The sequence below is a fragment of the Aquiflexum balticum DSM 16537 genome, from assembly GCF_900176595.1.
Lineage (GTDB): Bacteria > Bacteroidota > Bacteroidia > Cytophagales > Cyclobacteriaceae > Aquiflexum > Aquiflexum balticum.
The window spans coordinates 5,454,912-5,471,420 of record NZ_LT838813.1; the positions used below are offsets into that span (position 1 = coordinate 5,454,912).

Annotated in this window: 15 protein-coding genes and 1 pseudogene; 13 read left to right on the forward strand and 3 right to left on the reverse strand. The window is 40.5% G+C overall.

Going from position 1 to position 16,509, the window contains the following annotated elements; all coding sequences use genetic code 11:
- Positions 1–37 precede the first annotated feature (37 nt).
- Both B9A52_RS23105 and B9A52_RS23110 read right to left on the reverse strand, forming a co-directional pair.
- Entirely contained in the window at positions 38–1,078 is a 1,041-nt protein-coding gene (locus B9A52_RS23105; RefSeq protein WP_084122949.1) for a COX15/CtaA family protein, read from the reverse strand.
- Entirely contained in the window at positions 1,059–1,466 is a 408-nt protein-coding gene (locus B9A52_RS23110) for a 6-pyruvoyl trahydropterin synthase family protein (RefSeq protein WP_084122950.1), read from the reverse strand. Before B9A52_RS23110 ends, B9A52_RS23105 begins: the two co-directional genes overlap by 20 nt.
- 143 nt (positions 1,467–1,609) lie before the next feature.
- Between B9A52_RS23110 and B9A52_RS23115 the strand changes: the two genes are divergently transcribed.
- From B9A52_RS23115 to B9A52_RS26430, 13 genes and pseudogenes are all read left to right on the forward strand, one after another.
- Entirely contained in the window at positions 1,610–2,950 is a 1,341-nt protein-coding gene (locus B9A52_RS23115) for an MFS transporter (RefSeq protein WP_084122951.1), read from the forward strand.
- Between the two features lie 177 nt (positions 2,951–3,127).
- Positions 3,128–4,183 (forward strand): MFS transporter, encoded by a 1,056-nt coding sequence (locus B9A52_RS23120; RefSeq protein WP_084122952.1) that lies wholly within the window; start codon positions 3,128–3,130, stop codon positions 4,181–4,183.
- Positions 4,184–4,206: 23 nt separating this feature from the next.
- On the forward strand, positions 4,207–6,438 hold the full coding sequence (locus tag B9A52_RS23125) for a molybdopterin oxidoreductase family protein (RefSeq protein WP_084122953.1): 2,232 nt from the start codon (positions 4,207–4,209) through the stop codon (positions 6,436–6,438).
- A gap of 14 nt (positions 6,439–6,452) precedes the next feature.
- Positions 6,453–7,025 carry a 4Fe-4S dicluster domain-containing protein gene (locus B9A52_RS23130; protein ID WP_084122954.1) on the forward strand — a complete coding sequence of 191 codons (573 nt, stop codon included), beginning with the start codon at positions 6,453–6,455 and terminating at the stop codon, positions 7,023–7,025.
- A 12-nt stretch (positions 7,026–7,037) separates the two neighbouring features.
- Positions 7,038–7,550 carry a QcrA and Rieske domain-containing protein gene (locus tag B9A52_RS23135; RefSeq protein WP_084122955.1) on the forward strand — a complete coding sequence of 171 codons (513 nt, stop codon included), beginning with the start codon at positions 7,038–7,040 and terminating at the stop codon, positions 7,548–7,550.
- Positions 7,551–7,555: 5 nt separating this feature from the next.
- Positions 7,556–7,810, forward strand: a complete 255-nt coding sequence (locus B9A52_RS23140) for a DUF6755 family protein (protein ID WP_084122956.1) — start codon at positions 7,556–7,558, stop codon at positions 7,808–7,810.
- A gap of 120 nt (positions 7,811–7,930) precedes the next feature.
- Entirely contained in the window at positions 7,931–8,236 is a 306-nt protein-coding gene (locus B9A52_RS26035) for a MoeA family protein (RefSeq protein ID WP_262483138.1), read from the forward strand.
- Between the two features lie 24 nt (positions 8,237–8,260).
- On the forward strand, positions 8,261–8,782 hold the full coding sequence (locus B9A52_RS26040) for a molybdopterin-binding protein (protein ID WP_262483156.1): 522 nt from the start codon (positions 8,261–8,263) through the stop codon (positions 8,780–8,782).
- A 98-nt stretch (positions 8,783–8,880) separates the two neighbouring features.
- Positions 8,881–9,468, forward strand: a complete 588-nt coding sequence (locus tag B9A52_RS23150; protein WP_084122957.1) for a molybdenum cofactor guanylyltransferase — start codon at positions 8,881–8,883, stop codon at positions 9,466–9,468.
- 40 nt (positions 9,469–9,508) lie between these two features.
- Complete coding sequence (locus B9A52_RS23155; RefSeq protein ID WP_084122958.1) at positions 9,509–11,011, forward strand: MFS transporter; 1,503 nt, start codon at positions 9,509–9,511, stop codon at positions 11,009–11,011.
- A 69-nt stretch (positions 11,012–11,080) separates the two neighbouring features.
- Positions 11,081–11,995, forward strand: coding sequence for a bifunctional molybdenum cofactor biosynthesis protein MoaC/MoaB (moaCB, locus tag B9A52_RS23160; protein WP_084122959.1), 915 nt, complete (start codon positions 11,081–11,083; stop codon positions 11,993–11,995).
- 326 nt (positions 11,996–12,321) lie between these two features.
- Positions 12,322–12,690, forward strand: a pseudogene (locus B9A52_RS26425) (type ISP restriction/modification enzyme); the annotation flags it as partial.
- Positions 12,691–12,773: 83 nt separating this feature from the next.
- A complete protein-coding gene (locus tag B9A52_RS26430; RefSeq protein ID WP_262483157.1) occupies positions 12,774–12,926 on the forward strand; it encodes a hypothetical protein in 153 nt (50 codons plus the stop codon).
- 457 nt (positions 12,927–13,383) lie between these two features.
- Here B9A52_RS26430 and ccsA read toward each other — a convergent pair whose 3' ends face one another.
- Positions 13,384–16,509: a cytochrome c biogenesis protein gene (ccsA, locus tag B9A52_RS23175; RefSeq protein WP_084122960.1), complete on the reverse strand. Its 3,126-nt coding sequence runs from the start codon at positions 16,507–16,509 to the stop codon at positions 13,384–13,386.

The window sequence follows — 16,509 nt, forward strand, 5'->3', positions numbered from 1 at the left end:
GAGTCTTGTGAAAAAAAGGGATTGAAAAGGTATCATCTTAATGATTTATGTAAGCTGTTTTTTTCACCATTTTCACCAAGCCCAAAAGTAAAACCACAGCACCCATCTGATGCAACAACCCCAAACTCACCGGCACTGCCCAAATCAGGGTAAGTACACCCAAGAAAAACTGAATCCCGACCATTATAAGTAAATAATCACCTAAAGGACGAAGTTCAGATGCATTTTTTTTGATCCTCCACCAAAGCAAAATCACTCCTCCAATTACCAAATAGGCCAAATAGCGGTGTATAAACTGTACCACAACACCATTTGCGAAAAGCGAAAAAACACCATGCAAATCAAGTGCAGTATTCAGGTCTGAGGGGAACCAAGTTCTTCCCATTTTAGGAAAAGTATTATACATCTTACCCGCTTTTAGTCCTGCAACAAGGCCTCCATAAATAATCTGAATTCCCAAAAGCACGGTCAAGGCAATTGTCCCCTTTTTAATTGTTGGTGCTTCTATTCTGGTGAAAATCTTCCATTCCAGGGACAACCAATAAATATAGGCAGCCAGTGCCAATGCTGTAGAAAGATGCGCAGTCAATCTATAATGACTTACATGGGGCATGTCCACCAGGCCACTTTTGACCATATACCAGCCTAAGAAACCTTGAAACAGGCCTCCCAAAAAGATCAGCATTACCTGTTTTTTCATCCTCAAATCAAAAACGCCTTTAACCCAAAAGAACATAGCCGGAAAAATAAAAACCAAACCCACCATTCTTCCAATCAAGCGATGCAGGTATTCCCAGAAATAAATCTGCTTATAATCAGAAAGAGTGAAATGACTGTTATAAGCCTTAAATTCCGGACTGGCTTGATATTCTACAAATTCTTGCTGCCATTGTTCGGCCGTGGTGGGAGGTATTGCTCCAATGATTGGTTCCCACCGGACCATGGATAATCCCGACTGGGTCAATCTGGTAACCCCACCAATCACCACCATCAACAACACCAAAATCACCCCTGCCATTAACCACGTATGGACTGCGTTTTGGTAAATTAGCTTGGGGTTAAGACTTCCAAGTCGCATAGCAGGTTGCAGTTTCGTATAGGGTCAAGCTTTCTAATTCCACATGGGAAGGCAATCCGGGGATGATCCTGTCTTTTATCCATAGCAGCATCCGTTCAGCGGTAGGTTCCTCATCCATCCAAAAAATTTTCTGTTCTAATTTCTCAAAAACTATCCGATTTTTTTCGGTTTCTTTTAATAGCAAGGCATGGTCAAATAGTTGAATCACTTCATCCTGTACGATTTTTTTCAGCACCTTAAAATCCAGCAACATGTCCTTTTTTAGATCAATTCCTCCAACTGTTACATGCAACACATAACTATGACCATGTATTTGACTACAACTTCCATCGTAATCTGAAATTCGATGGGCCGCCTCAAAGGTGAAAATTTTTGTGATGCTTAGCATAAATCAATATCCTGATTTAGCCGACAAAATTATCTTTTATTAAAAGAATTATTATGATACTTGTATCATGCTATTCTATGACTTTCGTCATCTTTTTTCAGGTTTTTGTAAATTACCTTTGCTTTCAATAAAACAAAAAAACTATGGCTACATGGCTGAAAGAATGGAATCCCGAGGACAAAAACTTTTGGGAAAATACCGGAAAAAAAATCGCTTGGCGTACCCTGACCATCACCACCATTGCATTGACCATATCTTTTGCAACATGGTTTATGATGTCAGCCATCGTAACCCGTCTTCCCGGAATCGGTTTTTCATTTGATGATAAGCAATTGTTCTGGTTGGCTGCTTTACCTGGTCTGGCTGCAGGAACCTTGAGAATTGTACATACTTTTTTGATTCCTATATATGGTACCAGGCATACCATTACAGTGGCAACTCTCCTTAAACTCATCCCTGTGATCGGGATAGGGTTGGCTGTAATGAATCCGGGAACTCCTTTCTGGGTATTTGTTGTACTCGCATTGACAGCAGGTTTTGGAGGAGGAGATTTCTCTTCATTCATGCCTTCTACCAATATGTTTTTTCCGGCACGATTAAAGGGAACTGCGTTAGGGATTCAGGCAGGAATTGGTAATTTCGGAGTCAGCATTGCCCAATTTATGACCCCCGTTATGATTGGAGTAGCGCTATATGGGGCACCACAACTCTTTCAAAGCGTTGATAAGGCTACGGGAGAGATGATTTCAAAAGAAATTTACCTTCAAAGCGGAGCTTTTTGGTATGCTCCATTTTTAATTATCATGGCTATCATCAGTTGGAAATACCTCAAAAGCATTCCCATCAAAGCTTCATTCAAAGAGCAATTAGACATATTTGGCGATAAACACACCTGGTATTGTACCATTACTTACTTTATGACCTTTGGAACTTTTGCAGGACTTTCTGCAGCGTTCCCCCTGTTGATGAAGGTGTTGTATGGTGGATTTGAACCGAGCTTAGACCCTCTGAAATACGCCTTTTATGGGCCACTTTTAGGATCAGCCTCCAGAATCATATTTGGTTTTGTGGCGGATAAGACCGGCGGAGCTGTTTTGACTACTATTACAGGAATTGGACTTTTAGGTGGTGTAATCGTCATGCTCTCTTTTGGTTTGGTGAATCCAACGGGAATGGAGCAGTTCCCTCTCTTTGTTGGTACCATGATGGTCCTATTTTTTTTCACAGGAATCGGAAATGCCTCGACTTTTAGACAATTTCCTATTATATTTAAACATAATCCTAGACAAGCCGCCGGAGTAATTGGATGGACAGCGGCAATTGCGGCATACGGCCCATTTATTTTCTCTTTGGCACTTGGAGCATTTATTGGTAGCACCGGACATGCAGAAGGATTTTTCTGGATTCTCGCTATCTTCCTGGTTTTTGCCACTGTAATAAACTGGTATTTCTATGATAGAAAAGATGCTGAAAGACCTTCATAAATTATACCTCATAAAATGTGTAAATTCCAAAGGATCGATAGCTTACTGGACTATTTGAATTTATTGGATATTAGATATTAGTTGATATTGGAGCCAAGGCAAAATTTTGACCAGTAAACCACTGTTGCTGCTCAATAAATTTGTAAACATAAAATAACCTTTTCCTATAACCATAATATGCTTAAATTATTTCAAACACTAAACCGAATCGCCTTTATCAAAGCCAGTATTGCTGCCTTAGCTGTGGTGATTTTAGTGTTCATTGGATCACGAAATCTACAGAATTTTGATGCGGCACTTATCTCCTATTTATTCGGAACCATCTTTGCGGTTTTTGGTATAGCATATCGCTATTCTGTTTGGCTGCAAAGGCCACCCACCAAATTATATTGGCGTAGAAGTCTGCAGTTTTTGTTTAGTAAGGATTTCATAACTTATGCATCTAGGTCTGTTTACTTACTATTTCGCAATATTCTTTTACAAAGGTTTATTGCATATAGGAGCAGAACACGCTGGTGGGGACATTTTCTCCTGGCAACGGGTTGTCTGCTTTCATTTGCCATTACTGTTCCTCTGACCTTTGGGTGGATTCATTTTACTTTAGAAGCGGGCACATATGACCTCTACAATGCCAACTTTTTTGGCTTCAAAGTTGCAACTTTTGAATTGGGCGGGCCAATATCAATACTTGCTTTTAAAGCACTATTTTTTACCTCATTCCCGGTAATCATCGGTGCGATCATTATGATGAAAAGAAGGGTAAAAGATGGAGGATTAATTGCCACACAAACACTTGAAGGCGATTGGCTTCCTTTGGTATTGTTGATAGCTATCTCGGTAACCGGTTTGGGAATCGGGTTTGATTATACCTTTTTGGAAGGCAGGACACACCAATTTATGGCTGTCACCCATGCGATTACTGTAATTCTTTTTTTAATATGGATGCCTTTCGGGAAATTCTTCCACATTTTCCAGAGGCTGGCCCAACTCGGCGCAAACCTGTATAAAATCGAAGGGCAAAAACGAGGCATGGCAGTCTGCCCTCATACTAAAGAAAAATTTGCTACCCAAACACATATTAACGACCTCAAGAAAGTCACCAAAGAACTGGGATTCGATTTCACTTTATCTGATGGCAGTAGCCATTTGGACCTCTCTCCCGAAGGAAAACGCTCTGCTCTGGCAAAAGCCCACTTTGAAGCCAGAAAAGCTTCAGGAAAATTCTTCGGTTAATCAACATTCTGAACTAACATATCATGGCTAAATTACCAGTATCTGCCGATCAAATTATAGAAAAATTTGGACCCCATAAAGGATATACTCCCAAGAGTGGCTTCCATGGTACCCACGAACCTGACCGATTGGTCAAAACCCACTGCTGCTTCTGTGGCATGCAATGTGGTATCCAACTCAAAGTAAAAGACAACCAAATCGCGGGATTTGAACCATGGATGGAATTCCCTTTCAATGAAGGAAGACTCTGCCCCAAGGGTGTACAAAGATATCTCCAAAACAACCATCCGGACAGAATCCTAAGCCCTTTACAACGAGTGGAAGGTAAAGGTTTTGAGCCTATTGACTGGGAAACAGCCATGGGAAGAACTGTCAATGAAATCAAAAGGATTCAATCCACCTACGGCAATGATGCATTTGCCATGCTCTCTGGGGTTTCCCTTACCAACGAAAAAAGTTACATGATCGGTAAATTTGCCAGGGTAGCTTTGAAAACGGCCAACCTGGACTACAATGGAAGACTTTGCATGGTAAGTGCTGGTGCAGGAAACAAAAAGGCCTTCGGTCTGGACAGGATTTCCAACTCCTGGTCAGACCTGAAAAATGCAAAGGTAATCATTATCGCTGGTACCAACGTTTCAGAAACATTTCCTACTCTTACGCATTATATCTGGGAAGCCAGGGATAATGCTGCCAAATTGATTGTGGTGGACCCAAGGGTTACCCCTATTGCAAGAACGGCTGACCTACACCTTCCAGTAAAACCAGGCACAGACTCAGCCCTTTTTGGAGCAATTCTCAAGCAACTGGTCGATAATGATTGGTTAGACCATGATTTTATAGAAAATCATACCTCAGGATTTGACCAAGCCATTGAGGCAGTCAAGGATTTCGATCTGGACTGGGCTGAAGCAACCACAGGTATAGACAAAGAAAAAATTAGACTCGCGGCTGAATGGTGGGGAAAAACAGACACTTCTTTTCTATTACATGCCAGAGGCATAGAGCATCACACCAAAGGTGTAGACAATGTGGTAAGTTGTATCAATATCGTGTTGGCTACGGGAAGAATAGGTAAACCATATTGCGGCTATGGTACCATCACAGGTCAAGGCAATGGTCAGGGTGGTAGGGAACATGGACACAAATGCGATCAGTTGCCGGGAAACAGAGACATCACCAATCCGGAGCATCGAAAATACATTGCTGGTGTATGGGGCATTGATGAAAAAGATATGCCCGGAAAGGGACTCTCTGCCTATGAAATTATTGAAGCCATCCATCGTGGAGAAATAAAAGGATTGATTACTATATGTTTCAATCCTTTGGTATCTCTCCCGAACAATAATTTTGTAAGAGAAGCTTTGGAAAAATTAGAATATTATGTAGCCATCGATTTCTTTCTTAATGAAACCGCCAGACATGCGGATATGATCATGGCCGGTTCATTGCATGAAGAAGAGGAAGGTACTGTCACAACAGCCGAAGGCAGAGTTGTGAAAATCAATGAAGCCATTACCCCTCCTGGAAATGCAAAAAGAGATGGTGAAATCATCATGGAATTGGCTAAAAGGTTAGGAGCTGGTGATAAATTCAATTTTGAAAATAGTGAAGCCATCTTCAATGAATTGAGAGTGGCCTCCAAAGGGGGAACGGCAGATTATTTCGGGATCACTTATAAAAGAATTGAAGAAAATATGGGAATTTTTTGGCCATGTCCTTCTGAAGACCATCCTGGAACTCCAAGGCTTTGGGAAGATAAAAAATTCAGAACACCTGACCAAAAGGCCCACTTTAACCCAGTCCCCTTCAGGGAACCCTCTGAAACAACAGATAAAGAATACCCGGTGGTCTTGACCACAGGCCGGGTAGTATCCCAATACCTTTCAGGTACCCAAACACGCCGGATCGGAAAATTGGTTGACCAATACCCTGAACCACTTTTGGAAATACATCCAAGTCTTGCTCAACAGTTTGGTATCAAGGAAAGGGAATTGGTCAAAGTATCCACAAGAAGAGGAGAGGCAATATTTCCTGCTCAAATCGTGGAAACCATCAGACCCGATACTGTTTTCCTTCCATATCACTGGGGAGGCAGTCAGTCTGCCAACCAATTGACCATTGGAACCCTAGACCCTGTATCTAAAATTCCTGAATTTAAAGTATGCGCCTGCAAATTAGAGCCTTTGAGGAAATGGGCTGCCCCGGCTATAGATTCTTTAGCCTATCAAAGCCATGAAACCATAAATCCATAAAAACTACACCAATTATGCCTAGCAGTACAAAATATGATCAACAAATGGGATTTTTTATCGACATGCAGCGCTGTATTGGCTGCCATGCCTGTGAAATGGCCTGTGCTGAGTGTGAAACTAACGGACAGGAAAGTATGATCCACATTCACTATGTGGAAAGGGCGATCTCCACTCAAACCACAGTACAAGTCTGTATGCACTGTGAAGACCCAGCCTGTGCCAACGTTTGTCCTGCAGATGCCATTTCCAAAGATGAATTTGGAGTAGTGCACACTGCTGAGACTTCCCGCTGCATAGGATGCTCCAACTGCGTACTTGCTTGTCCTTTTGGTGTTCCGAAAAAACAGGAGCAAGCTGAGTTGATGATGAAATGTAACATGTGCTATGACCGCACCTCAGCAGGCAAAAAACCTATGTGCGCTACTGTTTGCCCTTCACAAGCCCTATTTTATGGAACAAGGGAAGAAATCGAAAAAAAGAGGCCTGACAGTGTACCTGTAGATACCTTTATATTCGGAGAACAGGAAGTGAAAACCAAAGTAAAAATCATGATGCCAAAAGGCAGCAATTACCTAAAAGTGCATTAATCAGCCGGTACTATGAAAGAACAAAAAGCAGGTGAAACACCAAAGTGGAAAAACGATTTCCCCATAGACAAGGAGGAGGCAACTCATGTTTCCAGAAGAGAATTTGCTAAATTCCTTACCCTTTTCTCTGGAGCACTAGCTCTTGGCAATGGGGCTATTGTCCTTAAAAGCATCGCCTTCCCTGAAAAAGAACTGGAAGGTCAACATCTCATTTGCGAAGAAGGTCAGCTACCAATGGGCGAAATGCTACAATTCGAAATTGAAGGGGATAAGGTCATCCCTTATATACTGATCCATTTGGAAGATGGAGAGTGGAGGGCTTTTGAACAAAAATGTACACATCTGGCCTGTGCTGTCATTTACAGAAAAGATCTAAACTTGATCGAATGCCCCTGCCACAAAGGTTATTTTGATCCCCGCACCGGGGTAGTTACACAAGGCCCACCCCCAAGACCTTTGCCTCAATTAGATGTAGTGATAGAAAACGGAAAAGTATTTGTCAAAGCCAAAAGCCATAAAGCCTGATTATTATGAGTAATTTCAGATATTCCCAAAAAGAAGCCCATCCTAATAAGACCAATACCTTAATGACAGGAATCACCCTATTATTGATTCTTTTGGTCAGTATTCAGATTTGGCTACTGTATTCTGCCCTGAACAATGCATTGACAGAGAATTTCAAAATTGCAGTCAGCACATTTCTTGGGTCTTTGGTTTTATTTATCACATCAGCTTGGCTTTTGCGTTATTTACCTGAACCAAGAAACCCCAAAATTAAGGAATAAATCCTTTATGATCTATTAAAAAAGGCAAGTTGTTAAATTAAACGTTTAGCTTATAAAAACAACTTATAATTTTCTTTTCACCTTAATTCAAGCCTTTATTTTCAATTTGCAAAGCTTAAAATGATCTCTGTAAATCAAGCCATGTCAATTTTACAAGCATGTGTAACAGAAGGAAAAATTCAACTTATTCCACTGTTACAATCAATGGATTTGATTGTAGCAAAAGACATATTGTCACCTTTGGATGTGCTCTCATTTGATAATTCAGCCATAGATGGGGATGCTCTGGGCTGGGATGAAAATCGTGAATCATGGGAAGTTATGAATGAAATCTCAGCAGGGGAACAAAAAACATTTCCACTACAGCCATGTAAACCAGTAGAACCTTCACAAGCACACCTGTGCCTAAAGCCGCTGATACAGTAATTCCCTAGGAATACGTTCAATTAAATAGACCATTTATCAAAATTGAAAAAATCAATAGACGAAGTAATAGAAAAAACTGAAGTCGTACTGCTATCGGGAGGTATATCAGTTGGTGACTATGACTATGTAAAAAAAGCATTGGAAATCGCCGGAGTAAAGGAATTGTTTTATAAAATTAAACAAAGATCTGGTAAACCCCTTTATGCTGGATTGTTAGGTAAAAAAATTGTATTTGCTTTACCTGGGAATCCTGCATCTGTCATTATTTGCTTCAATCAATATGTCAAGCCAGCACTTTTACAATACATGGGGCATCATGGTCCCTGGAAACCTACAGAAAAGCTTCCTTTGGCAGAACCTTCAAGAAGAAAAAACGGAATTACTTTCTTCCTAAAAGCCCACATAGAAATTGGATTGGTTTACATTTTGCCCGGCCAGGAATCATTTAACCTGATTTCATTTGGTGTAACTAATTGTTTTGCTGAGGTAACTGAAGAAACTGAGGAGCTAGAAGCTGGATCGTTGATAAATATTTACCATTGGTAGAGTTATGAGTTACTCAGTTTGTAAAGCTTATCCAGACTCCTTATTAATAATCACAATACTAGCGTTCACTTAATTAATTGAAAAACAACAACAGCAGTATGAAAGGATTGGAAATTTTTATTTTGGCAGGTGGTAAAAGCAGCAGAATGGGCAGTGACAAAGGGTTGGTCCAGATTAAAGGAAAACCTATGATTCAGTATTTGATTGAATCACTCAATGAACTTCCATATCCAATCTATATCATTGCGCATAATGCTGCTTATCAAGAGTTTGGATTAAAAGTGATACAGGATAAAATTCCAGAAAAAGGGCCTTTAGGGGGACTTTTGACTGCTTTGGCTAATACCACGGGAAATTCTGTCTGCTTACTGAGCTGTGATATGCCTTTTTTGAAAGCTGAATCCTTGAAAGCATTGATTACTCAATCTAAGGATCACTGTATTATAATTTCTAGTTTAAAAAATAGAATACTACCCTTTCCTGGAGTATACCCTATAAGCTTGACTTCTTTAATTGAAAAAGATATCGCAAACAATAGATTGAAACTTCAAAGTTTTATTTTTGACAACCATCATGAAATATTTGCTTTAGATCACTTCTCTGAGCAAAATCCAATTGAATTCTTGAACATCAATACACCTGAAGACAGAGTCTACGCTTCATATTGGCTATCAAAAAATCATTAAGTAGTTTTAAAGTAAAGGAAAAAATCTAAACCCAGAATCCATGCAGGAACAAATCAACTCTTTATCCTACAGAATGCTTTTTCTTAACACCTTGGCGTTTACCATCTGCTTTGCCGTTTGGACATTTAATGGGGTGATGGTAACCTACCTTACCGACAATGGGATTTTTGACTGGGGACCTGTTGAGACAGGTTGGTTGTTTGGTATTCCCATTCTTACAGGGGCTATTTTCCGTTTACCTTTGGGTATTCTTACAGATAAATATGGAGGAAAATGGATTTTTGCAGGTTTACTCCTTCTATGTGCCTTACCTATGTATTTGATCGCCTATGTAGAAAGTTTCATGGCCTATGCCATTTTGAGTTTTTTCTTTGGATTTGCTGGTGCAGGCTTCGCCGTAGGCATAGGCTACACTTCCGTTTGGTTTCCAAAAAGCTGGCAAGGAAGAGCCTTAGGTATCTTTGGCGCAGGTAATGCAGGCGCAGCTCTGACTACCTTGTTGGCACCTACTCTATTGAACAACTTCACAGGTAATGGAGAACATCCCGAAAATTGGAGGCTTTTGCCACAATATTATGCCGGGGTACTCATATTGATGGCTTTGATTTTTATTTTCTTCTCTGTTAATAAGAAAACAGGTGCTCCTGCACGAACTATGACTCAGATTCTCAAACCCCTGAAAAGCATCCGTGTTTGGCGGTTTGGATTCTATTATTTTCTGGTATTCGGTTGCTTTGTTGCATTTGCGCAGTGGCTAGTCCCCTATTTTGTCAATGTTTATGGCGCAAGCTTGGTCGTAGCTGGACTTTTTGCCTCTTTATTCTCTTTTCCATCAGGTTTAATACGTGTGCTGGGGGGCTGGATGAGTGATAAATTAGGTGCACGAAGGGTGATGTTAGGTACCTTCCGTTGGTCAATTATTTTGGCGGCACTACTGATGGTTCCAAAAATGGATATCTTCACCCCAGGCAAAGGTATCATGTCAGGCAGTGCAGGAAAAGTTAAAATGGTTAGTGACCAAGAAATTATTGTAGGAGAAAAAAGTTATGGATTGGCTTCCAAAGAAATGGCAAATGAAAAAATGGATGAACCCAATAACTTGACTTCCTTTCTTCCCCACAAATACAATTGGCAGGAACCTGTTGTAAAGGAAGGTCAAGATGTTGCCAAAAAGGAATTACTGGCCAAAGGAGTTACCCAAATTTCGTTTGAAGCAAATATGTGGGTTTATGCCGTTTTGGTTTTATTGATTGGTATCGTTTGGGGTATTGGAAAGGCAGGAGTTTACCGATTTATACCGGACTATTTCCCGGATGATGTAGGAACTGTTGGAGGTATGGTAGGGGTAATCGGAGGACTCGGTGGATTTGTTTGTCCCATAATCTTCGGTTATTTACTTGATTGGACGGGGCTTTGGACCAGTAGCTGGATCCTGATGTTTATCTTATCCGTTACTTGTCTTTTCTGGATACTCAAGGTCACTAGAAAAATCATCAAAACAGAATCTCCAGAGATAGCTCAACAAATTGAACATAAAAATTAAGAATTTTATCCTTATGATTGTGAGTCAACAATATTGGTCAAAGGGTATGTTAAAAAAGACTCTAATTCCATGATTAATATAACTCATAAATCAAACACACTTCGTAAAGCAATCGCACAAGCTATTGTAAAAGTGGGTTCGGTAGATACAATCGATGCTATCATTCAGAAAAAGGTTCCAAAAGGAGACGTCTTGGAAATGGCCAAGGTCGCAGGCCTCTTTGCTGCCAAAAAAACTGCGGATATGATTCCCGATTGTCATCCACTGCCTGTAGAATTCACTTCCATCAACTATGAGATAAAAGATCTTGAAGTCTATATATTTGTTGAAATTCATACAATTTACAAAACAGGTGTAGAAGTCGAAGCCATGCATGCGGCTTCCGTCGTTGCCCTGACAATGTATGATATGCTAAAACCCATTGATAAAAACATATGTATAGAGCAGATCAAATTGGTAGAAAAAAAAGGAGGAAAAACGGATTTTTCAAAAGATAAGAATGAAGCCCTTAAAGCAGCAGTTATCGTTTGCTCAGATTCTATTGCGGCAGGAAAAAAAGATGACATAGCTGGAAAAGTCATTATTGGCAAATTAGAAAAATCAGCCGTCCATATCCATGATTATCTCGTTATACCAGATGAAATCCATGATATACAAACCCTTTTGAAGCAGTTCGTAGAAGAAAAGGTAAATATTATAATAATAACAGGAGGAACTGGCCTTTCTCTCAGGGATATTACGCCAGAGGCAATAAAGCCCCTCTTAGAAAAGGAAATTCCTGGAATAGTAGAGGCAATCCGGTCCTACGGGCAACAGCGAACACCTTACTCCATGCTTTCCAGATCAGTAGCTGGGTTAATTGGAAATACTTTGGTTCTCGCCTTACCTGGCTCAACCAAAGGAGCAGAAGAATCCATGGATGCCATTTTCCCAGCCATCTTACATATTTTCAAAGTCATGGAAGGCCCAGGGTATACTCATTGAGGATTTCGAATGCAAGGCAGCATTAGTATTTTTAATCAAATTATTGTCAGAGGTGATGATAAAGGAAGTTTTATGAAACACAGAATCGAAAAAGATAATTACTGCTTAATTATTCCTAGTCAAGCGATTGAAGGCGCTACCATTTGGATATTTTAAGAGATAACTGAAAATAAGAATTTAGATGCATATAATCCAAATTATATCTTGCCTCTCTACCTCTACCCTGAATCCTACAACCAACTTGAAATAGGAAATTGCCCAAGTAGAAAACCCAACCTAAATATGGATATTGTGGAAAAGATTTCAAATGGCTTGGGATTGGTTTTGTGCCTGAAAAACCTAAGGAAGGGAATGTTTGGTTAGCTGAAAGTGGAGAAGTCAGACCGGAATTCAGGCAGCATTTTGCACCCATTGATCTGTTGGACTATATCTATGCGGTATTGCATAGCCCTTCTTACAGGGAGAAATACAAGGAATTTTTGAAGATTGATTTCCCAAGGGTACCGTATCCAAAAGATACAGCGGTGTTTTGGAAGTTGTTAAGTCTGGGTAGAGAATTGAGGCAAATCCATCTCCTCGAAAGTCCCCAAGTCAGCCAATATATTACGCAGTATCCAGTAGATGGAGATAATGTAGTAGATAAGCCTAGGTTTGAAGCTAAGGAAAAAGACCTGTCAGTCCGCCTAGGCGGACTGACAGGTCTGATAGTAGGAAAAGTCTATATCAACCCAACCCAATACTTCGACCAAGTCCCGGAGAGACCGCCTGGAACTTCTACATCGGCGGCTACCAACCCGCCCAGAAATGGCTTAAAGACAGAAAGGGCAGGACATTGGATTTTGAAGATATCCTTCATTATCAAAAGATTATTGTGGCTTTGATGGAGACCGATAGGTTGATGAGGGAGGTGGATAAGTTATTTGAGGTATAGTCAGCTTCTCGGGAATTGCAATCCAGAGAACAGATAATTGGAATTTGTAATTCCAATAACCGCACTGATGATAAAGGCCAAAATGCAAATCAGAGTAAAGTAATTCCAGAAGTAGGGAAAAGGGAGATAGTCAGGAACAAAGGCTGCTCCCACTTCAGGTTTACCTAAATGCAAACCCACATACAGAAAAAAGGAAAGGGGGAAGATTTTACCTCCCCATATTCAATAGCTTGTCCAAGGTCCTCCTATCAGTTGGTTGGGAATGGAACCAATGGCCTGGTTTCGGATTGACCGCCTTTGGGTTTCTCTAACTGCCTATTTACTTGTTCGTTTTGGTAGGAAATGGAGATACTTTCGACAACTCTAAGGAATAAAAAAAATTGAAAGGTGCAGATATACGCTGTTAGCAATCGAATATACCAAGCGTAATCGGCCGACAATGTTTGCCTGATTTTGTTTATACCACAAGCTGTTTGATTTCAACTTCTTTGAGGTTTTTGTATTTGAAAATAGCGAATACAGAAATAGTCAATAAAACCAAAACAATCCAATAAACCCATATTGGAACAGGCACAGGATCTCCGGCTGCATAAGAGTGAAGACCTGACAGGTAATAATTCACTCCAAAAGAGGTCATGACGATTGAGGAAAATGCCCAAAGGCTTGCAAGATTGAATACCAGTCCATTTTTGAATTTTGGAATCAGCCTGAGGTGCAATACAAATGCATAGACGATAACCGAAATCAATGCCCAAGTTTCTTTGGGATCCCATGCCCAATACCTTCCCCAGCTTTCATTGGCCCAAACGCCACCCAAAAATGTTCCTATTGCCAAAAGAAACAACCCGATGGTAATTGACATTTCGTTTACCATCTGCAATTCACGGATACTGCTCCACCATTTTTTCCCAGGATCATTGGGCTTGAATATGATCAAGATCAAACTTAGCAATGCAATAATCGCGGCCAGAGCCAAAGGGGCGTAACTGCTTACAATAATGGCAACGTGGATTTTGAGCCAGTAGGAATTCAGGACAGGCATCAGGTTGGTGATTTCGGGATTGAGCCAATCCAAGAAACCAACGAAAAGCAGTGTTCCTGAAAAAATGAGACCCAAAGGCAGGGTAAACTTTGACTTGGCCGAAAACAACAGCCCAAAAAGCAATACACCCCAAGCCACAAAAACCAGCATCTCAAATCCATCACTCCAAGGTGGATGTTTGGCGATGTACCACCTCAAACTTAAGTGAAAAGTAAAAGCCAAAAATCCTAACCATGTCAATATTTTACCGACTGACCAGATTTTTTTCAAAATTCCGTCATTCTTGAATAGCATTAAAATCCCCAAAAACAACATAATTGCACCTAAAAGCCAAAACAAACCAAATAGCCTCGTTCCAAGATTCAATTTGTTATAGAGCAGTTCTGCTTTAATTTCATTGGATGTGGGATAGACTTCGGCCCCGATTTTTTCCTGATACAATGCAATGTATGATAAGGTTTCTTCAGCTTCTTCCCAGTTCCCTTCTACAATACCTTTACCGAGTGCATTGAGATAAAGTGGTGTGATGTTTTTGACAAAAATACCGTCTTCTTCATCAAATCCCTGCATAAACTGCTGACCTGTGAACCAAGTATTGTTTCCATCCAGCTTGTTTGGGAATAGGCGGAGAAAGTCCCCAGTCAACAAACCATAGAAAATATTGAATCTTTCATCGGTTTTGAGTAATTCTTTATGTCCTTCATTTCTTTCGGCAGGCTTGAGTTGATTGGCTTTTTCTACCAAATCCTGTATCAGGTAGTTTCCTTCCTCATCCAAAAAATCCCGGAAACTGATTCTGTCACTTGCTTCTATACCCAAAAGCTGAAAAACCTCAAAGGACTTTGTTTTGTCGATTTTTATCAAGGGTAGATGACTATATGTGGTAGGATCCATTTGTACGGCCAAGAGGAATTGTTCCGGACTTAATTTGAAATCGCCTTCCTGATTTGGGATAGTCACGTATGTTTTTCCGGTAAGCTTTCTGGTGATTTCATTGGCTAGGGTATTCAATGGCTTCATTCTTCCATCCAAATCCTGAACAATGAGTTTGCCATAAGCCTCCGCTTGTTGCAAAGGGACTATGGCGGGGTTTATTGATTCAATTTCCTGGCCAAAAATGTTGACAGTTGTTCCCAATAAAACCAGAAGAGTTGCAGCTACTTTTTTGATATTGCTGAGTTTGGTATTCAGAATTCTAAACCTGCTGCCTTTGGCAAATAGGGTCAAAAACATCCCTAATGTCAAAAGCAGATAACCCAAATAAGTGATATAGGTGCCGGGTCTGTCCTGATTGACAGAAAGTACCGTACCCCTTTCATCGGTATCATAGGAAGATTGGTAAAACCTGAATCCTTTGTAATCCAATACATTATTCATGAAGATACGATAGGGAAACTCCTCACCTTGATCCATCACCATGACTTCACTGGCATAGCTCGATGGACTTTGACTTCCGGGATATCTTTCCAGTTCGAATGCATTAAGGTAAAGACCAAAAGGCAAGTGTATGGGTTTAGGGCCAAAAGTGGCCGAGTAGTTCTTACTTTCATAAGTAAAAGTAGTCCAACTTGGATTGAAGCTGACCATTTTCACAAAAGCCTCTTTGATCGTTTGACCGGATTCATCTTGGATGCTGTATTTGACCACATCCAACAGGTTTTTGGCCAATTGAGGATCTTTTTCTGCTCCATAGCCCAGTTTGGCGTTTTCATGGATTCCTTTGACCATAAACGCACCACCGTCCCATTGATAAAGCGTCCGCAATTTGAGTGGCTGGGTTTCTCCTGAATGCTGATTGCCCATTTGTTGGGTAGCCATCTCCATCATTTGTAAATGTAGATCGGATTCAATGAACCAGGTTTGGTTTTCTTTGTAAATGCGGATGGTGTGGATTGGATCATTTTTGGTGCTAAGGGTAATATCACCCATTTGGATAAATTTTCCTTTATCCACCAAATAATCTTCCCTTCCTGCACCTATGGCAACCGCCAAATCAACAAAGGTCTCCGTTCCGTCCAAGAATTCTTCTTTAGCGCCTTGAATGTATTCTTCAAAGACCACCTTGAATTTGGTGTCGCCCAATTTGGCAGAAATGGTTTTGGGCTTAAAGTCCTTAGGGAGTAACAAGAGGGGTTTTTCAAAGGAATGGAGGTTATTTTCATTACTTTCATTGATCTGTAGGTAATGTGAAGTGGTGTAAAAAGTATTTTCTTCTTGGCCCTGACGGATATGCATGATGCCTTCTTTACTGAAATATCGCGTTACTCCGGCCCCTAAGATGATGATGACAAAGGCAATATGAAAGAGGCCGATAGGCCAGCGGTTTTTATGAAACAGCCGGTATTGGTTGATGTGGGCCAAAAAGTTGATGCCCATCCAAACCATGATAATTTCAAACCACCAAGCATCATAAACCATGGAGCGGGCTACGGGAGTTCCGTGGTCATTTTCGATAAATGTAGCCACAGCCATTGATCCTGCAAATGCTATGAACAAGACCAAGGTAACTTTGGTGGAAAGCAGTATTCTGATGATTTTCAT